The sequence below is a fragment of the Pseudomonas oryzihabitans genome (genome assembly GCF_024652905.1).
GTDB lineage: Bacteria > Pseudomonadota > Gammaproteobacteria > Pseudomonadales > Pseudomonadaceae > Chryseomonas > Chryseomonas benzopyrenica.
Window position 1 is genome coordinate 288,865 of the sequence record NZ_CP102428.1, and the last position, 22,862, is coordinate 311,726.

The 22,862-nt window shown below is 66.4% G+C and carries 22 protein-coding genes; 11 read left to right on the plus strand and 11 right to left on the minus strand.

All coding sequences use genetic code 11. The features are described from left to right. Together NRG74_RS01345 and NRG74_RS01350 are read right to left on the minus strand one after the other, a co-directional pair. Nucleotides 1-1,275 (minus strand): methyl-accepting chemotaxis protein, encoded by a 1,275-nt coding sequence (locus tag NRG74_RS01345; protein ID WP_257705547.1) that lies wholly within the window; start codon nucleotides 1,273-1,275, stop codon nucleotides 1-3. A 160-nt stretch (nucleotides 1,276-1,435) separates the two neighbouring features. Then, on the minus strand, nucleotides 1,436-2,266 hold the full coding sequence (locus NRG74_RS01350) for a TatD family hydrolase (protein WP_257705548.1): 831 nt from the start codon (nucleotides 2,264-2,266) through the stop codon (nucleotides 1,436-1,438). Between the two features lie 88 nt (nucleotides 2,267-2,354). Between NRG74_RS01350 and NRG74_RS01355 the strand changes: the two genes are divergently transcribed. Together NRG74_RS01355 and NRG74_RS01360 are read left to right on the plus strand one after the other, a co-directional pair. Next, nucleotides 2,355-3,785, plus strand: a complete 1,431-nt coding sequence (locus tag NRG74_RS01355) for a transglycosylase SLT domain-containing protein (protein WP_257705549.1) — start codon at nucleotides 2,355-2,357, stop codon at nucleotides 3,783-3,785. Between the two features lie 153 nt (nucleotides 3,786-3,938). Further along, a complete protein-coding gene (locus NRG74_RS01360) occupies nucleotides 3,939-4,244 on the plus strand; it encodes a hypothetical protein (protein WP_064307449.1) in 306 nt (101 codons plus the stop codon). Here the strand turns inward: NRG74_RS01360 and NRG74_RS01365 are convergent. The 4 genes from NRG74_RS01365 to NRG74_RS01380 all read right to left on the minus strand — a co-directional run bounded on the left by NRG74_RS01365 (nucleotide 4,228) and on the right by NRG74_RS01380 (nucleotide 9,161). After that, nucleotides 4,228-5,304, minus strand: coding sequence for a GGDEF domain-containing protein (locus tag NRG74_RS01365; protein ID WP_257705550.1), 1,077 nt, complete (start codon nucleotides 5,302-5,304; stop codon nucleotides 4,228-4,230). The two genes, NRG74_RS01360 and NRG74_RS01365, sit on opposite strands and share 17 nt — an antisense overlap. Nucleotides 5,305-5,472: 168 nt before the next feature. Then, nucleotides 5,473-5,976: a transcription elongation factor GreB gene (greB, locus tag NRG74_RS01370; RefSeq protein WP_257705551.1), complete on the minus strand. Its 504-nt coding sequence runs from the start codon at nucleotides 5,974-5,976 to the stop codon at nucleotides 5,473-5,475. Between the two features lie 3 nt (nucleotides 5,977-5,979). After that, entirely contained in the window at nucleotides 5,980-8,490 is a 2,511-nt protein-coding gene (locus NRG74_RS01375) for an ABC transporter permease (protein ID WP_257705552.1), read from the minus strand. Continuing rightward, nucleotides 8,487-9,161, minus strand: a complete 675-nt coding sequence (locus NRG74_RS01380) for an ABC transporter ATP-binding protein (RefSeq protein WP_257705553.1) — start codon at nucleotides 9,159-9,161, stop codon at nucleotides 8,487-8,489. Before NRG74_RS01380 ends, NRG74_RS01375 begins: the two co-directional genes overlap by 4 nt. A gap of 148 nt (nucleotides 9,162-9,309) precedes the next feature. On the opposite strand from NRG74_RS01380, the gene NRG74_RS01385 reads away from it, so the two are divergent. The 3 genes from NRG74_RS01385 to NRG74_RS01395 all read left to right on the plus strand — a co-directional run bounded on the left by NRG74_RS01385 (nucleotide 9,310) and on the right by NRG74_RS01395 (nucleotide 11,296). Beyond that, nucleotides 9,310-9,864: an arylesterase gene (locus NRG74_RS01385; protein ID WP_257706547.1), complete on the plus strand. Its 555-nt coding sequence runs from the start codon at nucleotides 9,310-9,312 to the stop codon at nucleotides 9,862-9,864. Between the two features lie 98 nt (nucleotides 9,865-9,962). Next, nucleotides 9,963-10,244 carry a hypothetical protein gene (locus tag NRG74_RS01390; RefSeq protein ID WP_017641915.1) on the plus strand — a complete coding sequence of 94 codons (282 nt, stop codon included), beginning with the start codon at nucleotides 9,963-9,965 and terminating at the stop codon, nucleotides 10,242-10,244. Between the two features lie 74 nt (nucleotides 10,245-10,318). Beyond that, on the plus strand, nucleotides 10,319-11,296 hold the full coding sequence (locus NRG74_RS01395) for a L,D-transpeptidase family protein (RefSeq protein WP_017641916.1): 978 nt from the start codon (nucleotides 10,319-10,321) through the stop codon (nucleotides 11,294-11,296). Between the two features lie 122 nt (nucleotides 11,297-11,418). Here the strand turns inward: NRG74_RS01395 and NRG74_RS01400 are convergent, their stop codons facing one another. Continuing rightward, entirely contained in the window at nucleotides 11,419-11,670 is a 252-nt protein-coding gene (locus tag NRG74_RS01400) for an Lpp/OprI family alanine-zipper lipoprotein (RefSeq protein ID WP_007160560.1), read from the minus strand. A 449-nt stretch (nucleotides 11,671-12,119) separates the two neighbouring features. Here NRG74_RS01400 and NRG74_RS01405 point away from each other — a divergent pair, with 449 nt between their 5' ends. Beyond that, a complete protein-coding gene (locus NRG74_RS01405) occupies nucleotides 12,120-12,401 on the plus strand; it encodes a GNAT family N-acetyltransferase (RefSeq protein ID WP_064307454.1) in 282 nt (93 codons plus the stop codon). Between the two features lie 58 nt (nucleotides 12,402-12,459). On the opposite strand, the gene NRG74_RS01410 is transcribed toward NRG74_RS01405, so the two are convergent. After that, nucleotides 12,460-13,539, minus strand: a complete 1,080-nt coding sequence (locus NRG74_RS01410; protein ID WP_017641918.1) for a 3-deoxy-7-phosphoheptulonate synthase — start codon at nucleotides 13,537-13,539, stop codon at nucleotides 12,460-12,462. 165 nt (nucleotides 13,540-13,704) lie between these two features. Here NRG74_RS01410 and NRG74_RS01415 point away from each other — a divergent pair, with 165 nt between their 5' ends. From NRG74_RS01415 to cysB, 3 genes are all read left to right on the plus strand, one after another. Beyond that, the gene (locus NRG74_RS01415) at nucleotides 13,705-14,031 is read left to right on the plus strand and encodes a thioredoxin family protein (RefSeq protein ID WP_068383835.1); all 327 of its coding nucleotides are present in this window, start codon (nucleotides 13,705-13,707) and stop codon (nucleotides 14,029-14,031) included. Nucleotides 14,032-14,139: 108 nt separating this feature from the next. After that, a complete protein-coding gene (locus NRG74_RS01420; protein ID WP_017641920.1) occupies nucleotides 14,140-14,622 on the plus strand; it encodes a universal stress protein in 483 nt (160 codons plus the stop codon). A gap of 112 nt (nucleotides 14,623-14,734) precedes the next feature. Further along, nucleotides 14,735-15,709, plus strand: coding sequence for an HTH-type transcriptional regulator CysB (cysB, locus tag NRG74_RS01425; protein ID WP_064307456.1), 975 nt, complete (start codon nucleotides 14,735-14,737; stop codon nucleotides 15,707-15,709). Nucleotides 15,710-15,860: 151 nt separating this feature from the next. Here cysB and NRG74_RS01430 read toward each other — a convergent pair whose 3' ends face one another. After that, nucleotides 15,861-16,784 (minus strand): LysR family transcriptional regulator, encoded by a 924-nt coding sequence (locus NRG74_RS01430; RefSeq protein ID WP_173149397.1) that lies wholly within the window; start codon nucleotides 16,782-16,784, stop codon nucleotides 15,861-15,863. Nucleotides 16,785-16,886: 102 nt separating this feature from the next. Between NRG74_RS01430 and araD1 the strand changes: the two genes are divergently transcribed. Together araD1 and NRG74_RS01440 are read left to right on the plus strand one after the other, a co-directional pair. Further along, entirely contained in the window at nucleotides 16,887-17,882 is a 996-nt protein-coding gene (araD1, locus tag NRG74_RS01435; protein WP_257705554.1) for an AraD1 family protein, read from the plus strand. Nucleotides 17,883-18,034: 152 nt separating this feature from the next. Then, nucleotides 18,035-19,612, plus strand: coding sequence for an aldehyde dehydrogenase (NADP(+)) (locus tag NRG74_RS01440; protein ID WP_160923375.1), 1,578 nt, complete (start codon nucleotides 18,035-18,037; stop codon nucleotides 19,610-19,612). A gap of 227 nt (nucleotides 19,613-19,839) precedes the next feature. On the opposite strand, the gene NRG74_RS01445 is transcribed toward NRG74_RS01440, so the two are convergent. Beyond that, nucleotides 19,840-20,988: an aldose epimerase family protein gene (locus NRG74_RS01445; protein WP_257705555.1), complete on the minus strand. Its 1,149-nt coding sequence runs from the start codon at nucleotides 20,986-20,988 to the stop codon at nucleotides 19,840-19,842. A 92-nt stretch (nucleotides 20,989-21,080) separates the two neighbouring features. Then, complete coding sequence (locus NRG74_RS01450) at nucleotides 21,081-22,820, minus strand: IlvD/Edd family dehydratase (RefSeq protein WP_257705556.1); 1,740 nt, start codon at nucleotides 22,818-22,820, stop codon at nucleotides 21,081-21,083. Nucleotides 22,821-22,862: the final 42 nt, after the last annotated feature.

Here is a 22,862-nt window from a genome sequence, read left to right on the forward strand (position 1 = left end):
CTATAGGCGCAACTGGCGGATCGCCTGATTCAGGGTTCCTGCAAGGGCGGCCAGTTCGGTGCTGGTGCTGGCCGACTCCTGCGTCAGCAGCATGGTCCTTTCCGTGACATCGCGGATGCCTACAACCGACCTGCTCATCTCTTCCGCCACCTGGGCTTGCTGTTCCGCGGCCACGGCGATCTGGGTGTTGCTGTCGCGCATCAGGGTCACGGCGGCGGTGATGTCGGCCAGGGCCTGCCCGGCGGCGCCGGCCTGGACCACGCAGTCGTCGGCCTTGAGCGAACTCTCGCGCATGAATTCCACGGCATCGCGGGTGCCCGCCTGGAGACCGTCGACCATGCGGGTGATCTCGTCGGTGGAACCCTGGACGCGCTTGGCCAGGTTGCGTACCTCGTCGGCCACCACGGCGAAGCCACGGCCGGCCTCGCCGGCGCGGGCGGCTTCGATGGCGGCGTTGAGCGCCAGGAGGTTGGTCTGCTCGGCGATACCGTGGATGACGTTGACCACGCTGGTGATGCGCTCGCTGTTCTCGGCCAGCTCTTGGATCATCACCGCGGTCTGCTGCACGCCCTGGGACAGGTCGGCGATGGAATGGCTGACGCGCTCCACCGCCTGCTGGCCGGCGCCGGCCAGGCGGTCGGCTTCCTGGGACTGGTCGCGGGTGCCGGCGGCGTGCTCGGCGATCTGCTGCACGGTGGCGCTCATCTCGTTGATGGCGGTGGCGGCCTGATCGGTCTCGTGCTGTTGATCCTGCATGCCGCCGCGGACGCCCTGCATGCCGCTGGCCAGGCGCCCGGCGCCTTCGTCCAACCGCGAGGCGCTGGCGGCCACGGTACCGACGACGCGGGTGTAGCTGTCCTGCATGGCGTTGAAGGCCTGGGTCATCTGCCCGACCTCGTCATGCCCGCGCACCTCGACCCGGGCGGTGAGATCGCCGTCGCGCTCCACCCGCAGCATGGTGTCCTTGAGGCGTTGCAGATTGCCGAGGATGAAGCGGATCAGGAGCTGCGAGGCCACCAGCAGCACCAGCATCAGCACACCCACGGCCAGGGCGTATTCCGGCGCTCGGGCCAGGAAGATGTCGCCGAAGGTCGGGGCGCTCAGCTTGGCCGCCGCGTCGCCCACGGCGACCTTGACCGCCTTGAGCTGTTCGGCGCGACCGGAGACTTCCAGCTGCATGGCGAACAGCACCAGCAGCAGGCTGGTGACGAAGGCGACGGCATTGACCGCCCAGAACTTGTACTTGAGAGAGATATCGCGCAGCCAGGCAAACATAGGGGGCCTCCAGTCGGCGGGGCCGCACAGCCTGGCAGGCCGGCGCGCCCCGGATCTTGACTGGCGTCAACGTCCCGCGAACAGGGGCGCAACGCCGTGGAACAAGCCCTGAGTTTAACGGCCCGCGCGGCCTCGACTTTAGCGCAGCGGCGTCCTGCGCCTAGTCGAATTCCTCGACCCGCTCTGGCACGGCGATCTCCGGCAGCGCAAAGAAGGCACGAGCGGTGGCGGTGGTGTGCAGGGCGGTCTGCTCGGCCGTTTCGTCGCGCAGGCGCGCCACGGTACGCAGGATCTCGGGGAGGAAGGCCGGTTCGTTGTGGCCATGGCGCGGCTTGGGTCTGAGAGTGCGTGGCAGCAGGTAGGGGGCATCGGTTTCCAGCATCAGCCGCCCGACCGGGATCTGCCCGACCAGCTCGTGCAGGTGCAGGCCACGGCGCTCGTCGCAGATCCAGCCGGTGATGCCCAGGTGCAGGTCGAGATCCAGATAGCCATAGAGCGCCTTGCGCTCGCCGGTGAAGCAGTGCACCACCGCCGCCGGCAGATGGTCGCGATAGTCGCGCAGGATCGCCAGCATTCGCTCGCTGGCGTCGCGCTCATGGAGAAACACCGGGCGGCGTAATTCGGCGGCCAGCGCCAGCTGTTCCTCGAAGCAGCGCTCCTGCTGCGGTCGCGGGGTGAAGTCGCGATTGAAATCCAGGCCGCATTCGCCCAGGGCCCGCACCTTGGGCTGGCTGACCAGGTCACGCAGGGTCCTGGCAGCGGCCGCGTTCCAGGTCGAGGCTTCATGGGGATGGACGCCGGCGGTGCTGAACAGCGCTTCGCCTGCGTCCAGGCGCAGGCAGAGATTGAGGGCGTTCTCGCTGTCTTCCAGGGTGGTACCGGTCAGCACCAGTTGCATCACACCGGCGGCCTGGGCCCGCTCGATCACCGCGTCCACCTCCTTGAGCAGACTGGGGTGGGTGAGGTTGACGCCGATGTCGATCAATTGCATGGTGCGGACCTTCTACAGACTTTGTTCGCTCATTCTATCCGTAGTCCGGGTGCTATCGGCGCTGTCCCGGCCAGGTCAGGAGTCCTGGATGCCGTTTCGATTCACCCTTGCCATCCTCGGCTGCCTGCTCGCCGGTTCCGCCCAGGCGCGGCTCGGCGCCCTGCCACCCGAGGCGCCGCGCCATGTCGCGGCCCGCGATCTGGTCGCCATCGAGCGTGCCGGAGAATTGCGCGTCCTGGTCAACCAGAGTCGCCACAGCTCCGGCGAATGGAACGGTCAGGCCCTGGGCATCGAGTATCGGCGTCTGGAGGCCTTCGCCCGCTACCTGCGGCACCAACCCGGGGGCCGGCCGTTGCGCCTGGTCCTTGTCCCCAAGGCCAAGGACGATCTGCTGGCGGCGCTGCAGAGAGGCGAGGGCGATCTGGTGGCGCCGGGCGAAACCCTGCTGCCACCGCCGCATTCGGTGCTGATCGCCGCGTCGGTGGCGGCGCCCACCAGCCTGGTGGTGGTGGGTGGACGCGGCCAGCGCCTGCCGCGTCAGCTGGAACAACTGGCCGGGCGCCGGGTGGTGCTGCCCCAGGGCAGTGCCGCCGGCCCGGCCCTGGCACGGCTCAACGCCCAGCTGGAAAGGCGCCGGCTGCGGCCGGTACAGGTCGAGTGGGCCGATCCGACCCTGGCGGTGGAAGACGTCCTGGAACTGACCCAGGCCGGCATCTATCCGCTCACCGTTGTCGAGTCCGGGCTGGCCCATCGCTGGGCGCGGGTGCTGTCGCGCCTGCGGGTGGCCGATCGGGTGGTGGTGGCCCATGACCAGGCACAGCTCTGGTATCTGCGCGCCCCGGCGCACCAGCTCGCCGAACGAATACGGGCCTTCGCCCGGCAACCCCAGGCGCATGACGACGACAAGGCCTTTCGCCAGGCCTCTGCGCGCCGCTACCAGGTGCGCGATCCGCTGCAAGCCCACGACCGCAAGCGCCTGGCCCAGGTGCGACCGCTGCTGCAACGCTACGCCAAGGCTTACGACTTCGACTGGCTGACCCTGGCCGCCATGGCCTACAAGGAATCCGGCCTGGATCCCCACGCCCGCGGCGCCGGACGGGCGGCGGGACTACTGCAGATCACCCCCCGGGCGGCGCGCAGTGTCGGGGTGCGCAACCTGCATTCCGCCGAAGACAACGTCAAGGCCGCCACCCGTTATCTGGCTCGCCTGCGCCGGGAATTCTTTTCCAGTCCACGCCTGACCGAGCGCGAACGCCGCGCCTTTACCCTGGCGGCCTACAACCTGGGCCCGGAGCGCGTCCAGGCGCTCAGGGCCAAGGCCCGCAAACAGGGGTTGGACGGTGATCGCTGGTTCTTCCAGGTCGAACGCATCGCCGCCGAGGAGGTGGGCATCGGGGTGGTCAACTACGTGGCCAGCGTCAACAAGTATCGGGTGGCCTTCAGTCGCGAACGAGCACGTCTCGAGGCGCCGGCAGTGGCCACAACGAACGCCAAAGGTGCCAGGCACGAAGACGGTTGAGGGTCGCTTGACAGGGCGGTCGAGCCCTCCCTAGGATGATCCTGCGCCGATTTAAACAGCAACTTGCGGGGCGCTCCCAAATACCGCTAAAGCGCTGGACGGAACAGGCCTCGTACTACCGCCCAGCTGGATCCACGAGGCGGAATTTCGTCCATGCTACCGCTCCCGCTACGCCTTACTCCGCTCACCCAGGGCAAGCTCGCCTGTCATCCGGCCATCCTGCTCGGCGGTCCCGACCAGCCCACCCTGCTGCGTTATCTCGAAGGCTGGCCCAAGCGCTGGCCCCACAGCCGTACCCTGCAGATCCGCTTCGCCGACCGCGCCGAGCAGTTGCGCGGCTTCGGCGACGACAGCTTCGACTTCGCCGTGGTGCAGTCGCCGGGCCAAGCCGGTCTCGCAGCCCTGGTGCGGGAATTGACTCGGGTGGCGCGCCAGGGCGTGATTACCCGACGGCGCTAGCACAGGTATCCGCCAGCCTGAAGCCGCCCTTGCCGGCCAGCTTGGTGGTGTAGAGCGCCTGGTCCGCCCGCGCCAGCAGGGTCGGGCTGTCCTCCATGGCCCGCTGCAGGGCGATGCCGATGCTCACGCTCGTGCCCTGTGACACCAGGCGTCCGAGGATACGCCGGGCCAGGTCCCGAGCCCCGTCTTCGGTGGCGTCCTGCATCACCAGCAGAAACTCGTCGCCGCCCAGGCGTCCGGCGAAATCGCTCTGCCGCACGCTCAGGGTCAACACCTCGCCGCAGGCTTGCAGCAGACGATCGCCAGCGGCATGGCCCTGGGAGTCGTTTACGCCCTTGAAGTCGTCCAGATCGATATAGAAGACCGCCACGCGCCCGGACTCCGAGCGAGGCCGGTACAGGGCGCCTTCGAGCAGCGCGAGAATGCCAGCGCGATTGTAAAGTCCGGTCAGGCTGTCGTGAGTGGCATGCCAACGGCTATCGACTTCGGCCGTCAGGGCGCGCACCAGGGTGCGGTTGAGCCTGTCCAGCAGCATCCAGTTGGCCGTCAGATAGAGCGGTGCCTGCAGCAGGAACAGTCGCAGCATGGGCTCGGGCTGGAACAGGGTGGCCAGTTTCATCGGAATGTCGGTCAGCAGGATCTGCAAGAAGGCATAGCGCGGGATGCCCTGGTTGCGCATGGTGATGGCACCGTTCATGGCCACCGCCGAGGTACAGCCCAGCACCTGCAGCACCACATCGCCGCTGAGGACGCAGGCGGCCGTGCCCAGGCCCAGGGTGGCCGTCCACAGCAGCCCGAGTAGCAGGGAGACTTCGCTGAGCCGCGGCGGTGCGAGCCCTTCCATCAGCTGGATGCAGTGCAGCAGCAACAGACGGGTGATCCAGATCAGGGTATCGAGAATCATCCAGCCGATGAACAAGGGCGTGGGATGCAGGAGGGCGCAGGTCCAACTGATCAACAGACTGTTCAGGGCCCCGACGAACATAGAGCCCCGCGAGGAAAACGGGCCGGCCAGCAGCTGCCGCAGCAGATTTTCGTCGAGCGGGTCCCTGCTGGTCACGAGCCAGCGCAGTAGGCGTTGATTGGGCAAAGCGTAAAGCGTCGGCGCTCTCATGCAGCGAATCCTTGCTTGAGAAGGTGGCGGTCCTCCGCCGGTTGCGCCCTAGATGTTGCCCTATTTATGTGACTTGAATCACATTTTTTCAGACGGAAGCGCCTGCCGAAGCGATCAGTTATCGAGGTACTCGATCTCGACGATATACCAGCACTGTTCGCCGGCCGGCGTCTGCAGGCGGACTTCCGCGTCCAGTGCCTTGCCTACCAGGGCGCGCGCCAGGGGTGAGTCGATGCTGATGAGATTCTGCCTGAGGTCCAGTTCGTCCGGGCCGACGATGCGGTAGCGCTTTTCGGCGCCCGCTTCGTCTTCCAGGGTGACCCAGGCGCCGAAGTAGACCTTGGTCGTATCGGCGGGCCGCGCGTCGATCACCTTGAGATTTTCCAGGCGTTTGCGCAGGAAGCGTACCCGGCTGTCGATCTCGCGCAGCATCTTCTTGCCGTAGATGTACTCGGCGTTCTCCGAACGATCACCCAGGGCGGCCGCCTCGCTCACCGCCTGGGTGACCTGGGGCCGGCGCACGTTCCACAGCTCGTGGAGTTCGGCGCGCAGCCGGGCTTCGCCGGCGGCGGTGATCAGCGGCGTGCCGGCGGTGCGCGGCGGACGATAACGACTCATGGATCAGCTTTCTCTCAGGATGAGTAACGGACTGGCGGTAAGGGCCCGCCGCGTGCCCAGCAGACCGGCCGCGCCGACCAGCAGGGCGCCCAGCACCGGCAAGAGCAGCAGCCAGGGATGGGGTTGCCAGTCCAGGTCGAAGGCCAGCCGGTAGAGCAGGGCGCTGACGATCTCGCAACCGAGCGCCGCGAGCAAGCCGCTGGCGCCGCCGAGCAGGATGAATTCGGTCCGCCGCGCTCGTTGCAGCAACTCGCGCCGGGCGCCCAGCGCACGCAGGAGGGCACCCTGGCGAATGCGCTCGTCGAGGGTCGCCTGCAAGCCGGCCAGCAGCACGGCGATACCGGCGGCCAGCACGAACAGGAGCACGAATTCCACCGCCACGCTGACCTGGCGCAGGATGCTGCGCAGCTGATCGAGCAGGGCGTCGATGGGCAGCAGGGTCACCGCCGGGAATTGACGGGCCAGGGCCAGCAATTCGCGGTCGTGGCCGGGCGGCAGGTAGAAGCTGCCCAGGTAGGTGAAAGGCACGTCTTCCAGGGCGCCCGGGGCGAAGATGACAAAGAAGTTTGGCTGGAAGTTGTCCCAGCCGACCTGGCGCAGACTGCTGACTCGCGCCTCGATCTGGCGGTCGCCGATGACGAAGCCCAGGGTGTCGCCCAGCCCAACGCCGAGGCTGCGCGCCAGCTCGCTTTCCAGCGAGACGCCGGGCAGATCGCCGGCGGGCAGCGCATCCCACCATTGACCGGCTTCCAGGCGGTTGCCGTCCGGCAACCCAGCCGACCAGGTCAGGTTGAGGTCGCGTCGAGTGGCGCGACCGCCGCGGGAGTCGTCCTCCAGGCCTTCCTGCGCCGGATGCCCTTTCACGCTGACCAGACGGCCCTGGACAATGGGGTAGAGCGGACTGGCATGGGGCGAAAGGCCGGTCACCGCCGAGGCGAAGGCCTGGCGCTCGTCCGGCAGCACATTGAGGGCGAAGTGATTGGGCGCTTCGGCCGGCAGTTGCGCCTGCCAGCGTTCCAACAGCTCGCCCCGCAGCAGCACCACCAGGCTCATGGCCAGCAGGATCAGGCCGAAGGCCAGGGTCTGGCCCACCGCCGCCAGCGGATGACGCAGCAACTGGCCCAGACCCAGCCGCCAGGCCAGGGGCGCACCCTGCATGGCCCGACGCAGGCCGCGCAGGGCCAGGTACAGCAGGCTGCCGAACAGCAGGCCGGCGACCAGGCCGCCCACCAGCAGCGCCAGGGTCAGACGCAGATCCAGCGACAGGCGCCACATGATCAGCCCCAGGGCGAGCAGGGCGCAGCCGTAGACCAGCCAGGTGCGCAGGGGCACGGGTTGCAGATCGCTGCGCAACACCCGCAGCGGCGGTACCCGGCCCAGGGCGGCCAGGGGCGGTAGGGCGAAGCCCACCAGGGCTACCAGCCCGGTACCCATGCCAGCCAGCGCCGGACCGATTCCGACCGCTGGCAGGCGCGCTGGCAGGAGTCCGTGCAGCAGTTCGAACAACACCAGCTGTGCCAGCCAGCCGAGCAGGGCGCCGAGCAGACTAGCCGCCAGCCCCAGCAGGCCCAGTTGCAGGCCATAGAGCAGCAGGGCATCACGGCGGGTCAGGCCCAGGCAACGCAGCAGGGCGCTGGCGTCGAAGCGCCGCGTGGCGAAGCGATTGGCTGACAGCGCCACGGCCACGCCCGCCAGCACTACCGCCACCAGACTGGCCAGGCCGAGATAGCGCTGGGCGCGCTCCAGGGCGTTACCCAGCTGCCGATTGCCGTCGCCCGGTCCCTCGAAGCGCTGGTTGGCGGCCAGAGCCGGCGTGAGCGCCTGGCGATAGGCGGCCAGGGCCTGGGCTTCGCCGCGCCAGAGTTCGCGATAGCGCACCCGGCTGCCGGGCTGGATGACCCCGGTGGCGGCCACGTCGTCGAGATTGATCAGCACCCGCGGCGTCAGGCTGTAGAAGTCACCGGCGCGATCCGGTTCATAGGTGAGCACCCGGGTGATGGTGAGGGTCTTGCGCCCAATGTCCAGGCGATCCCCGACCTTGGCGTCCAAGGCCAGCAGCAGGCGCGGCTCGACCCAGGCCTCCCCGGGCGCCGGGGCGCCACCCGGCTGGTCGGGCGCCTCTAGCGCCACGGCGCTGCGCACCTCGCCGCGCAGCGGAAAGTTGGCCTGGACCGCCTTGACGCTGGCCAGCTGCAGGGCCTCGGCACCCGCCGCCATGGTGCTGAAGTTGAGCGAGCGGCTGTGGTCGAGGCCGAGCCGCAGACCGGCGTCCACCTGCTCCGGTCGCGCCGGTTCGCTGCCCAGCAGCACCAGGTCGGCCGCGAGGAATTCGCTGGCGCGATTTTCCATGCCCGCGCCGAGGCGGGCGGTGAAGTAGCCGATGGCGACGCTGGCGGCGACCGCCACCACCAGCGCCAGGCAGAGCATGCGGATCTCGCCGGCGCGGAGCTCGCGCAGACTCTGGCGCCAGGCCAGTCCGAACAGCCGCGTCAGCGGTAGACCGGTGCGCCTCATGCCGCGACCTGCCGGCCGCCTTCCAGGCGCAGTTGGCGGGCGCAACGCGCGGCCAGGCGTTCGTCATGGGTCACCAGCACCAGGGTCGTGCCCCGCTCGCGATTGAGCTCGAACAGCAGATCGCTGATGTGGGCGCCGGTGCGGCTGTCGAGATTGCCGGTGGGCTCGTCGGCGAAGAGGATGCTGGGGCGCGGGGCGAAGGCGCGGGCCAGGGCCACCCGCTGCTGCTCGCCCCCGGAGAGCTGGCGCGGGTAGTGCCGCAGTCGCTCGCCCAGGCCGACCCGTTCCAGCAGGGCCACCGCCTGCTCGCGGGCCTGGCGCGCACCCTCCAGCTCCAGCGGCAGCATGACGTTTTCCAGCGCGGTGAGGCTGTCCAGCAACTGGAAGGACTGGAAGACGAAGCCCACCCGTTCCGCACGCAGGCGGGCGCGGGCGTCTTCGTCGAGGGTGTCCAGTCGCTGGCCGGCGAGATGCACCTCGCCGCTGCTGGGCAGGTCGAGACCGGCCAGCAGCCCCAGCAGGGTGGACTTGCCGGAACCCGAGCTGCCGACGATGGCCAAACTGTCGCCGGCTTCCAGTTGCAGATCCAGCGCCTGGAGGATTGGCAGCGCGCCTTCCGCGCCCGTGACGACCTTGCTAAGGTCGCGTGCCCGCAAAATGACTTCGCTCATGAGGTATCCGATGCCGTATTCGAGGGGCCCGCACGCGGGCGGCTGTGGCGAGTTAGAGTCAAAAAGCCGGACGAAGTCCAGCGCACCTTTGCGCCAAGGCATTGCCTGGCTGCTGGCCCTGCTCTGTCTGACCCTGACACCGCTGGCCATGGCGCGCACCCTGCTGGTGGTGGGCGACAGCATCAGCGCTGGCTACGGCCTGGCCGAGGGTCAGGGCTGGGTGCGGCTGCTGGAGCGGCGCCTGCAGGAGCAACAGCTCGACTATCAGGTGGTGAATGCCTCCATCAGCGGCGACACCACCACCGGTGGCCTGGCGCGACTGCCCAGACTGCTGGCCGATCACCAGCCCGAGGTGGTGGCCATCGAGCTGGGCGGCAACGACGGCCTGCGCGGTCAGCCTCTGACCCAGATCGAACGCAACCTCACCGCCCTGGTGGCGCAGGCCAAGGCCCAGGGTGCCCGTGTCCTGCTACTGGGCATGCGCCTGCCACCCAACTACGGACCGCGCTACACCGACGGCTTCGCCCAGGTCTACACGGACGTGGCCAAGGCCCAGCAGGTGGCCCTGGTGCCCTTCCTGCTCGAAGGGGTAGGGGGCGACCCCGCCTTCATGCAGCCAGACGGCATTCATCCCCAAGCCAATGCCCAGCAACGGCTGCTGGACAACGCCTGGCCGCAGCTGCAGCCGCTGCTGCGCGACTGAACGTCGGACTTTTCCCCGACGGGGCTTTCCGCTAAGGTTGCGCGCCCCGCCGGTCCGGCCAATCGACCGCCTGGCGGAACCGCCCCTGGAGTATCCCGATGTCCCGCCTTTCCCGGTCCATGCACGGCTATCAGCTGATCCAGCCCGATGCCCAGCTCGACCTGTTCGCCTGCCGCGAGGGTCGGGTCCATATCGTCGCCCGGCAGCTGGAGCTGGGCTCGCCTACCGACCGGACCCTGTGCGGCACCCTGCTGCCGGCGCGGCCGCGGCTGCACCCGCTGGATCGCCGCGGACTGGCGCTCAAGACCCTGTGCCCGGCCTGCCTGCAGCGGTTGCAAGGCGCCAAACGGGGGCTGCCCAATCCGTTACAGGCTTTTTGAGGCCCTGCCGGACGCGGATCGAGGCGTGTACAATTCGCGCCGTCACCTTTTTGCTCCTTGCAAGGATTCATCCCATGCCCGCGCGCGTTTCGACCCTGGTCGGTTCCCTCTCGCTGTTTGGTCTGTTGAGCGCGGGTACGGCGCAGGCACTGGAGTTGCCGCTGCCGCCGCCCGGTGAAGACGTGGTCGGCGAGGTTCAGGTCATCAAGGCCGCCTACGAAGACACCTTTGCCGACCTCGGCCAGAAGTACGACCTGGGCTACACCGAGATGGTGGCCGCCAACCCGGGCGTGGATGCCTGGCTGCCGGGCGCCGGTACCGAGATCGTGCTGCCGACGCGCTTCATCCTGCCGCCCGGCCCGCGCGAAGGCATCGTCATCAACATCGCCGAGTACCGTATGTACTACTACCCCAAGGGTGGTCACTCGGTGTTCACCTATCCGCTGGGCATCGGCCGCGAAGGCTGGGGCTCGCCCATCGGCGTGACCAAGGTGGTGGACAAGATCAAGGATCCGGCCTGGTATCCGCCGGAGTCGGTGCGTGCCGAGCATGCCGCCGAAGGCGATCCGCTGCCCAAGGTGGTGCCGCCTGGTCCGGACAATCCCCTGGGTCCCTACAAGATCCGTCTGACCCTGCCGGGCTATCTGATCCACGGCTCGGACAAGAAATTCGGCATCGGCATGCAGGTCAGCCATGGCTGCTTCCGCATGTACAACTTCAATGTGACCGAACTGGTCAGCATGCTGCCCGTGGGTACCCCGGTGCGCATCATCGATGAGCCCTACAAGTTCGGCGTGAGCCAGGGCAAGCTCTACCTGGAAGCTCACCAGCCGGTGACGGTGAAGGGCGATCCGACCGAGATCGACCGTCAGGCCGCGGTGGTCAATGCGTTGATCAAGCGTGACGACCTGCTGCAGGCCAACAGCGCGGTGAATTGGAACACGGTGCGTGACGTGGTCCAGGGCCAGGACGGCCTGCCGGTGGAAATCGCCGACCTGCCTGCCGGCATGGTTACCGGTACGGTGGCCAAGGCGCCCGCTAAGTCGCTGTGAGCTGGACTGGCTGAGCGCGCTCAGCCGGCCAGGCAAACAAAAAGCCCGCCATCTGAGATGGCGGGCTTTTTGTTTGCTCCGGGAAAGGCGACTGTTGCCACTCGCCTTTCCAGCCGAGGCGCTTACTTGCGGCTGGCTTTTTCCAGCATACGCAGGGCGCGCTCGTTGGCTTCGTCAGCGGTCTGCTGAGCTTTCTGAGCGGCGGCCAGAGCCTCGTCAGCGTGACGGTAGGCTTCGTCAGCACGAGCCTGGGCGCGGGCAGCGGCGTCTTCGGTAGCGGTCAGGCGAGCTTCGCTTTCCTTGTTAGCGGTGCTGCAACCAGTGGCCAGAGCAGCGGCCAGAGCCAGGGCGGCGAATTTCAGAGCATTGTTCATCGTAAACCCCTTGAGGTAGACATCCTGTTTTAAGATCAATTTTCCAGGTGGAAAATTGCGGCTACATACTACTCATTACCGGTCGTAAGTAAACTGAGCTAAACCCGTTGAAGAAAGATTTTTTGCGGAAATCCTCCTTCGCTCCCCCGAGTTCGTCCCCGAATGCGTGCAGCCGGTATCAGCAACTGCTTGGATGGCTGAAAGCCACGAACGTTTCAAAACAAAACGTTAGAGGATGACCGGAAGTTGTCAAGTTCAAAGCCGCGCCTGCTCCCGCGCAGGCCGCCTGATATAGTGTGATTTCTCGGTGCGACGGCTGGTCAGAACCTGCTTCTTCCGGAGGGGTCTGACGCGCTGTGGCTCAGTCCCGCACAGGAAGGGTGCGTTCTCGTCTTCGGGTATCACCGATAACAATGGATAAGGCGGAGCCAAACCGCCAAGGAGTAGTCATGAACGAGTCCCTGCACGTGGAACACGATGAAGCCAATCATCAGTTCCAGCTTTCCGTCGACGGCCAGCGCGCCTATCTCGCCTATATGGATCTGGGCAAGCAGACGATGGATTTCTATCGCACCTTCGTACCCGATACCCTGCGTGGGCGCGGCCTGGCAGCGCGGCTGACCGAGCATGCGCTGAACTACGCCGAGAGTCGCGGCTACAGCGTCATTCCCTCCTGCTCCTATGTGGAGCACTACCTGGAGCGGCGTGGCCAGGTGACGCCGCTGGCCTAAACGGCCGCGCCATGAAAAACGCCGGGCTGAGCCCGGCGTTTTCGTATCCGCTGCTGGATCAGCTGCGCGCGCGGCGCGGCAGCACATCCTTGAGCTTGCGGTGCATGTCGAGAATGCTCTTCTCGGTCATGGCCCAGTCGATGCAGGCGTCGGTCACCGAGACGCCGTACTCCAGCTGCGACAGATCCGCCGGAATCGGCTGGCTGCCGAAGCCCAGGTGACTTTCCACCATCAGGCCGACGATGGAATTGTTGCCCTCGACGATCTGGTTGGCGACGTTGTCCATCACCAGCGGCTGCAGGGCCGCATCCTTGTTGGAGTTGGCGTGGCTGCAGTCGACCATGATGTTCGGCTTGACCTTGGCCTTGACCAGCGCCTGCTCGCACAGGGTGACGCTGACCGAATCGTAGTTGGGCTTGCCGTTGCCGCCGCGCAGCACCACGTGGCCGTAGGGATTGCCCTTGGTCATCACCACCGAAACCTGGCCGCGCTGGTCGATACCCAGGAAGCGGTGCGGGCTGGAAACCGACTGCAGGGCATTGATGGCCACGGTCAGGCTGCCGTCGGTGCCGTTCTTGAAGCCGACCGCGGAGGAAAGGCCCGAGGCCATTTCCCGGTGGGTCTGGGATTCGGTGGTGCGGGCGCCGATCGCCGACCAGCTGATCAGGTCCTGCAGGTACTGGGGGGAGATGGGATCCAGGGCCTCGGTGGCGGTGGGCAGGCCCTTTTCCGCCAGGTCCAGCAGCAGCTGGCGGCCGATGTGCAGGCCGTCCTGGATCTTGAAGGAGTCGTCCAGATAGGGATCGTTGATCAGACCCTTCCAGCCCACCGTGGTCCGGGGTTTCTCGAAGTAGACGCGCATGACCAGATAGAGGCTGTCGCTGACCTGGGCGGCCAGGGTCTTGAGCCGCTCGGCGTATTCGTGGGCGGCCTTGATGTCATGGATCGAGCAGGGGCCGATCACCACGAACAGGCGATGGTCCTTGCCGTCGAGGATGTCGCGAATGACCTGGCGGCCCTGGGCGACGGTGTCGGCGGCGAGATCGCTCAGCGGGATCTCCTGTTTGAGCTGCTCGGGCGTGATGAGCGGCTCGTTGGCTTCGATGTTGAGGTCGTTAAGGCGGGGCTGTGCGGCCATGGTGCTACTCGTCGGTCACGGCGCTGCGACAGGACGGGGCCCGTGCAGGCAAAATACGGTGGAGAGGGTGGGGCACCTTAACGCGTGTCCCGCCTGCTCACAATGGTTACGACGCTATTGGCGCGCCCGAGGGCGGGCTTTGGCGATGATCGCGACGAGGAAGCGATGGAATTGGACGATGGCACGGCGGATGCCGTCCTGCTGGCGGCGTCTGGGCGCTCGCTGCTGATCTTTACCAGCGCTGGCTGCGCCACCTGCCGCCTGGCACGCCAGGTACTGCCTGTGGCGACGTTGCCGGTCGAGCGACTGTACTGGGTGGATGCCGAACGCAGCGGGGGACTGGTGCAGCGCTATGGCGTCTTTCATCTGCCGGCGTTGTTCCTGGTCCGGGATGGCGATTTTCTCGGTCCGGTGCAGGCGCCGCTACGGGAGCCGGCGCTGGTGGCGGCGATCCTGACCGCCGCGGAGCGCGAGCCCGAGGAGCTGCCCTGAAAGGGCTCTGGTGTGCGGTTCGCAGCGTGAACCGCAATCCCCTGCTACGCTGGAAAGGGCTATCCCGCGTCGTACCGGCCTGATCGGCTGATCTGGCCAGGAGGAATCGTGATCCGCTCGCTGCTCTATGCCACGGACCTGGGCCTGTGTTCGTCCTATGTCTTTCAGCACGCCTTGAATCTCGCTCGCATCCATCAGGCCCGGCTGTATGTCGTCCATGTGGTGGAGCCGCTCGGCCTCCTGGCCTCCACCCTGCTGCAGCAGTATCTGGATGGCGAATCTCTGGATCGCCTGCGCAATGGCGGTCTGGACCTCGTCCTGGAGACCATCGAACAGCAGGTGTTCGAGTCCCTGCGCGAGGACCTGCAGGAAACCCCCGCCACCGTGGGCCTGGTGAGGGCCGTACGGGTGGTGCAGGGCGATCCGCCAGTGGTCATCCTCAAGCAGGCTCAGGAGTTCGCCGCGGATTTGCTGGTGATCGGCAGTCGCAGCCAGGGCGATGCCCAGGTCGCGCCGTTGGGTCGTACTGCCAGCCGCCTGCTGCAGACCGCGCGCATCCCTGTGTACCTGGTGCCGCTGCGCCAGGGGTGATCCGCCAGCGTCAGCCCTTGTCCCCCAGCGACTTAATTCGATTTCGGTCTAGAAAAAGCTTGAAGCCTGCTTTACTGTTATATGCTTGCGCATGGGTCAGCGAGGAGCCGGCATGAAGCTGCAACAGTTGCGATATATCTGGGAAGTCGCCCACCACGATCTGAACGTCTCCGCCACGGCCCAGAGCCTCTATACCTCGCAGCCCGGCATCAGCAAGCAGATCCGCCTGCTCGAGGACGAGCTGGGGGTCGAGGTCTTCGCCCGCAGCGGCAAGCACCTGACCCGGGTAACGCCGGCCGGCGAGCGCATCATCCAGACCGCGGGCGAGATCCTGCGCAAGTGCGAGAGCATCAAGCAGATCGCCCAGGAATTCTCCAACGAGCGCAAGGGCACCCTGTCCATCGCCACCACCCACACCCAGGCGCGCTATGCGCTGCCGGACGTGATCAGCGAGTTCATCAAGCAGTATCCGGACGTGGCCCTGCACATGCATCAGGGCTCGCCGACCCAGATCGCCGAGATGGCCGCCGACGGCACCGTCGACTTCGCCATCGCTACCGAAGGCCTGGAGCGCTTCAATGATCTGGTGATGATGCCCTGCTATCGCTGGAACCGTTGCGTCATCGTTCCGCAGAACCATCCGTTGGCCAAGGTCGAGAATCTGACCCTGGAACAACTGGCGGAACAGCCGCTGGTGACCTACGTCTTCGGTTTCACCGGGCGCTCCAAGCTCGACGAGGCCTTTGCCCGCCAGGGCCTGGAGCCCAACGTGGTGCTGACCGCGGCGGACGCCGACGTGATCAAGACCTATGTGCGCCTGGGCCTGGGCGTGGGCATCGTCGCCGACATGGCGGTGGACCACAAAGCCGATGCCGACCTGGTCTGCCTGGACGCCAGCCACCTCTTCGAGGCCAGCGTGACCAAGATCGGCCTGCGCCGCGGCACCTTCCTGCGTGGCTTCATGTGCGACTTCATCGGCCGCTTCGCGCCGCACCTGACCCGCGATGTGTTGACCGAGGCCATGCAGACGCCGACCCGCCAGGAGCTGGAGACGCTGTTCCATGGGGTGACGCTGCCGACGTATTGAGAGGGCTTCTTAGCGGCGTTATCGCGGCCACGGCGGTCCGCCGATGCGGCCGCTGCAGCAAGTCAGACCAATCGCGGCCATGGGCCGCTCCTACAAGCACGGACGCTAATGTAGGAGCGGCCCATGGCCGCGATGCGTTTGCCCACCTACCTCACCCCTCCAACCGCCACTGCTCCAGCAGCAGCTGCGCCGCGGCCGACAACCCCGCGCCCTGGCGCACCAGGATCGAATAGGGTTCGTTGCGGGTGCGCTGGACGACCGGCAGGCGACGCAGCAGGCCGTGTCTTGCGCCGAACTGGGCGATGTCGCTGGGCAGCATGGCCACCTGGTTGGGGTCTTCCTGCAGCAAGCCGAGCAGGGTGAAGGTCGAGGCGGTTTCCACGGGATAGCGAGGAAACTCCAGCTCCGCCGCGCGGAATTCCCGTTCCAGGGTCAGGCGCATCGGCAGATTGGCCGGATAGACGATCCAGCGACTGTCGACCAGGTCGGCCAGGCTCAGCGCTGGCGCCTCGGCCAGCGGATGGCGGGGGTGGCAGACGATCTCCAGCCGCTCTTCGCGCACCTCCAGGCAGTCATAGGCATCCGGACGGCGGCTGACGCTGCTGCGGCAGATGGCCAGTTCGATGCGGCCGGCGTCGAGCAAATCGAGCAGGCGCACACTGGTGTCCTCGATGATCTCGATGCCGAGCTGCGGTTGCGCCGCGCCCAGGCGCGATACCGCGGCGATCAATCGCGGCACGGCGCCCATGATCACACCCACCGCCAGACGGCCGCCTTCCCCCTGGAGGATGCCGAGCATCTCTTCGCGCAGATGGGCCAGGTCGCTCTCGATCAGTCGTGCATAGCGGATCACGCAGCGGCCCAGGTCGTTGGGCTGCAGGCCCTGGTGGGTGCGCAGGAAGAGGGTGGCGCCCAGAGTGCTCTCGATTTCGTGCAGCGCCTTGGTGGCCCCGGGCTGGGAAATGGCGATGCGTTCGGCGGCCTTGTGCAGCGAGCCTTCTTCGTCGAGGGCGATCAGCAGCCGTAGCTGACGCAGGCGCAGGCGAGAGGCGATGGAGCCCAGGGATGGCAGCATGGGAATAACCGTTGGTTATCACGGGATAGGGAGCTCTCATTAGGCAGGCCCTGTAGCGCCGAGTAAAGTCTTCCTCAGGCGATAACCAACAAGGAGAATGCCATGCACCTGATTCAGTTCGAAGACCAACAGGGCCAGCGTCACGTCGGCGTGGTCGAGCGCGGCGAAGTCCAGCAGGTCCGTGGTGCCACCAGCACCCGGACCCTGGCGCTGCAGGCCATCCGTGCCGGCGTTTCGCTGGAGTCTCAGGTGCAGACCCTGGGCCTGGAGCCCGGACCGGCCTATGCCGAGCTGCTCGACGGCGGCCGTCTGCTGCCGCCGCTGGACCATGAAGATCCGGCGCACTGCCTGGTCACTGGAACCGGCCTGACCCACCTGGGCAGCGCCGCTACCCGCGACAAGATGCACCAGCAGAACAGCCAGGAGGAGGCCAAGCTGACCGACTCCATGCGCATGTTCAAATGGGGCGTAGAGGGCGGTCGGCCCGCCGCTGGGACCGCCGGTGCCCAGCCGGAGTGGTTCTACAAGGGCGACGGCGGCATCCTGGTGCGCCCAGGTGCCGACATCCCCCTTCCGGAGTTCGCCGAGGATGCTGGCGAAGAGCCTGAGTTGACCGGTCTCTATGTGATCGGCGACGACGGCAAGCCCTATCGCCTGGGTTATGCGGTGGGCAACGAATTCTCCGACCACGTGCTGGAGCGCAAGAACTATCTCTATCTGGCCCATTCCAAACTACGCTATTGCAGCTTTGGTCCGGCGTTGCGTACTGGGGAGTTGCCGCGCCATCTGGTGGGTACCAGCCGCATCCGTCGCGGCGAGCGGGTGGTCTGGAAGAAGGAGTTTCTTTCGGGCGAGGACAACATGTGCCACAGCCTGGAGAACCTGGAATATCACCACTTCAAGTATGCGCAGTTCCTACGGCCGGGCGATGTCCATGTGCATTTCTTCGGCACGGCGACCCTGTCCTTCGCCGACGGTGTGCGCGTCGAACCGGGCGACAGATTCGAGATCGCGGTGCCGGAATTCGGCGAGCCGCTGAGCAATGGCGTCAAGGCCGGCACGGTAGCCTTCCAGCCAGGGCAGGTCCGCCAACTCTGATAGTTGTATGATGACTGCTGACTATGCGAATGCTAGAGTGGGTATCGCACAGGCTGGCCCGGCCGCTCAGACGCTGAGCGTGCCACCCTTTCGAAGACCGCCCCGAGGCGGGTGGTCTTCCCTGAACCCCTAGGTATAAGGAGTCGAGAACAATGCAGATCCAAGGCAAGAACTACATCGGTGGCGCTCGCAGCGGCGAGGGCGAGGTGCGGGTCTACAGCATCGACGCCAGCACCGGCGAAAAGCTGCCCTACGAATTCTTCCAGGCGTCCGCGGCCGAGGTCGATGCCGCCGCCCGTGCCGCCGAGCAGGCCGCGCCCCTGTACCGCAAGCTGAGCGCCGAGAAGCGCGCGGCCTTCCTTGATGCCATCGCCGACGAACTGGATGCCCTGGGCGATGATTTCGTCCAGCTGGTTTGCCAGGAAACCGCGCTGCCGGCTGGCCGTATTCAGGGCGAGCGTGGCCGTACCAGCGGCCAGATGCGCCTGTTCGCCAAGGTGCTGCGCCGCGGTGACTTCCACGGTGCCCGTATCGACACCGCGCTGCCCGATCGCAAGCCGCTGCCGCGTCCTGACCTGCGTCAGTACCGCATCGGCCTGGGTCCGGTAGCCGTCTTTGGCGCCAGCAACTTCCCGCTGGCCTTTTCCACCGCCGGTGGCGATACCGCCGCGGCCCTGGCCGCCGGTTGCCCGGTGGTGTTCAAGGCCCACAGTGGCCATATGGTCACCGCCGAATACGTGGCCGATGCGGTGATCCGCGCCGCCGAGAAGACCGGCATGCCCAAGGGCGTGTTCAACATGATCTACGGCGGTGGCGTGGGCGAGCAACTGGTCAAGCATCCGGCCATCCAGGCCGTGGGCTTCACTGGCTCCCTGCGTGGTGGTCGTGCCCTGTGCGACATGGCCGCGGCTCGTCCGCAACCCATCCCGGTCTTCGCCGAGATGTCCAGCATCAACCCGGTAGTCGTGCTGCCCGAGGCGCTCAAGGCCCGTGGCGACGCCATCAGCGGTGAACTCGCGGCCTCCGTGGTGCTGGGCTGTGGCCAGTTCTGCACCAATCCTGGCCTGGTCATCGGCGTGCGTTCGCCAGAATTCAGCAGCTTCCTGGAACGCCTGGCCGGTGCCATGAACGAGCAGGCACCCCAGACCATGCTCAATCCGGGCACCCTGAAGAGCTACGAGAAGGGCGTCGCGGCGCTGCTGGCCCATTCGGGTGTACAACACCTGGCCGGCGCCAACCAGGAAGGCAACCAGGCGCGTCCGCAGCTGTTCAAAGCTGACGTGAGTCTGCTGCTGGAAAGCGACGAGCTGCTGCAGGAAGAAGTCTTCGGCCCCACCACGGTGGTGGTCGAGGTAGCCGACGAAGCCCAGCTGCACCAGGCGCTGCAAGGCCTGCATGGTCAGCTGACCGCGACCCTGCTGGCCGAGCCGGGCGATCTGCAGCGCTTCGAAGCCATTATCGGCCTGCTGGAGCAGAAAGCCGGTCGCCTGTTGCTCAACGGCTATCCCACCGGCGTGGAAGTCTGCGATGCCATGGTCCATGGCGGTCCCTATCCGGCGACCTCCGATGCCCGCGGCACCTCGGTCGGCACTCTGGCCATCGATCGCTTCCTGCGCCCGGTGTGCTACCAGAACTACCCGGATGCCTTCCTGCCGGAAGCCCTGCAGAACGCCAACCCGCTGGGTATCCAGCGCCTGGTGAACGGCGAGAACACCAAGGCCGCGATCTGATCGCGCTGTCTTGAGTGAGAGAAGACCCGGTGTCGCGAGACGCCGGGTTTTTTATTGGGTGGTGGAAAGGGCTCGTTGCTTTCCACGCTACCAGGCACCAGGCTACGGGCCGCGTCGGAGCAACCCTCTCTCCCTTTGGGAGAAGGTTGGGGTGAGGGAAGCGCCCGGCACGAGCCCAACAGAAAAGGCCGCTCCTGAGAGCGGCCTTTCTTGCATCAGGAGCAGCCTTACTTGCTGGCGAACTTGAAGATGGTCGTCTGGGTGTAGGTCTGGCCGGGATCCAGGCGGGTGGTAGGGAAGTTGGGCTGGTTGGGGGCATCCGGGTAGTGCTGGGTTTCCAGGGTGAAGGCACCCCAGTGGCCATAGGTCTTGCCGGCCTTGCCCTTGATGTTCCCCTCCAGGAAGTTGCCGGTATAGAACTGCACGCCTGGTTCGGTGGTGTAGAGGGTCAGGGTGCGGCCGGAGCCCGGGTCGGTCACCACGGCAGCGGCTTTCTGCAGATCGCCAGCGGTGTTGAGCACCCAGTTGAAGTCATAGCCACCCTGCTTGGGTTCGGCGTACTTCAGTTGCTGGTTGTCGTCGGCGATGTGCTTGCCGATGGCGGTCGGCTTGCGGAAGTCCATCGGCGTGCCGGCCACCGGTGGCAACTCGCCGGTGGGGATCAGCTTGGCGGTCACTGGCGTGTATTTGTCGGCATTGAGCATTGCCACCTGCTTGAGCACGGTGCCACTGCCGGCGCCCGCCAGGTTGAAGTAGCTGTGATTGGTCAGGTTGAGCACCGTCGGCTTGTCGGTGGTGGCGCGGTACTTGAGGGTCAGCTGGTTGTGCTCGTCCAGCTGGTAGGTCACCTGAGTGGCCAGGGTGCCGGGAAAGCCCATCTCGCCATCGGGGGAGACATAGCTCAGGGTCACGCCGACCCAGCCGTCGCCCTTGGCCGGCTCGGCCTTCCACACCTTGGTGTTGAAGCCTTGGGGGCCGCCGTGCAGGGCGTTGGTCTTGTCGTTCTGGGGAATCTGGTAACTCTTGCCATCGAGGCTGAAGCGGCCCTCGGCAATGCGGTTGCCGAAGCGGCCGATGGTGGCGCCAAAGAATACGGTGGGGTTGTCGAGATAACCCTGGACGTCATCGAAGCCCAGCACCACGTCTTCGCTGTGGCCCTTGCGGTCGGGCACCTTGAGCGCCTGCAGCACGCCGCCGTAGGTGATTACCGTGGCCTGCATGCCGTGGCTGTTGGTCAGAACGAACTTCTCGATGGGAGTGCCATCGGGCAGCTTGCCGAAGCTCGACTGCTGGCTGGTGAGGCCGGCCGCCTGGGCGGTAAGGGTGCTGATCATGAGTGACAGTCCAAGTCCGGTGAGGGCTAACGTGCGTTTCATCTCGACCACCTTTTCGGTTTGTTGTTGTACAGGGAACAGCGGGTGTTGTGGTTTGTTGGGCTTCGCGTTGCTCAACCCAACGGTAGAGCCGGTCAATGGGAGTGACGGGGCACTTCGGAACCGCGGCAGCCGACCAGGAAGTCGAAGTCGCAGCCTTCGTCGGCCTGCAGCACATGGTTGACGTAGAGGCGGCGATAACCGCCGGCCAGCAGCTGGTCGGCCGGCGGTTGCCAGTCGGCCAGGCGCGCGGCCAGTTCTTCGTCGGGAATGTCCAGATGCAGGCGGCCGGAAGCGCAGTCCAGCTCGATCATGTCGCCTTCGCGCACCACCGCCAGCGGACCGCCGGCCGAGGCCTCGGGCGCCACGTGCAGGACCACGGTGCCGTAGGCGGTGCCGCTCATGCGGGCGTCGGAGATGCGCACCATGTCGGTGATGCCCTTGGCCAGTAGCTTGGCCGGCAGGCCCATGTTGCCCACCTCGGCCATGCCCGGGTACCCCTTGGGTCCGCAATTCTTCAGCACCATCACGCAGGTCTCGTCGATGTCCAGGTCCGGATCGACGATGCGCGCCTTGTAGTCTTCCAGGTTCTCGAACACCACGGCGCGACCACGGTGCTGCATCAGCGCGGGGGTCGCGGCCGACGGCTTGAGCACCGCGCCCTTGGGCGCCAGATTGCCGCGCAGCACGCAGATGCCGCCATCGGCGCGCAGGGGGTTGTCCAGGGCGCGGATGACCTCGTCGTCGCCATAGATGGGCGCCTCGGCGCAGTTGGCCCAGAGGCTCTTGCCGTTGGCGGTCAGGGCTTCGGGGTGGGGCAGCAGCTTGGCTTCGCCCATGCGGCGGATCACCGCCGGCAGACCGCCGGCATAGTAGAACTCCTCCATCAGGAAGCGCCCGGAGGGTTGCAGGTCGACGATGGTGGGGGTGCCGCGGCCGACGCGGGTCCAGTCGTCCAGCTCCAGGTCCACGCCGATGCGGCCGGCGATGGCCTTGAGGTGGATCACCGCGTTGGTGGAACCGCCGATGGCGGCATTGACGCGGATGGCGTTCTCGAAGGCTTCCTTGGTGAGGATCTTCGACAGTCGCAGGTCTTCTTCCACCATTTCGACGATGCGCATGCCGGACAGGTGCGCCAGCACGTAGCGCCGCGAATCCACCGCCGGAATGGCCGCGTTGTGCGGCAGCGAGGTGCCCAGGGCTTCGGCCATGCAGGCCATGGTGGAGGCGGTGCCCATGGTGTTGCAGGTACCGGCCGAACGCGACATCCCGGCTTCGGCGGAGAGGAATTCGTTGAGGTCGATGGCGCCCGCCTTGTAGGCCTCGTGCATCTGCCAGACGATGGTGCCGGCGCCGATGTCGCGACCGTGGTGCTTGCCGTTGAGCATGGGGCCACCGGTGACGACGATGGCCGGCACGTCACAGCTGGCGGCGCCCATCAGCAGCGCTGGCGTGGTCTTGTCGCAGCCGGTCAGCAGCACCACGGCGTCCACCGGATTGCCGCGGATGGCTTCTTCCACGTCCATGCTGGCCAGGTTGCGGGTCAGCATGGCGGTGGGTCTGAGGTTGGATTCGCCATTGGAGAACACCGGGAATTCCACCGGAAAGCCGCCGGCTTCGTAGATGCCGCGCTTGACGTGTTCGGCGATCTTGCGGAAGTGGGCGTTGCAGGGGGTCAGTTCGGACCAGGTGTTGCAGATGCCGATGACGGGCTTGCCCTGGAATTCATGGTCCGGGATGCCCTGATTCTTCATCCAGCTGCGGTACATGAAGCCGTTCTTGTCGTTGCTGCCGAACCACTGGGCGGAGCGGAGCGGGCGTTTGGGCGTGGTCATTGTCTTGTCCTCGGGCATTTCACGGGCAAAGCGGTCCCCGGC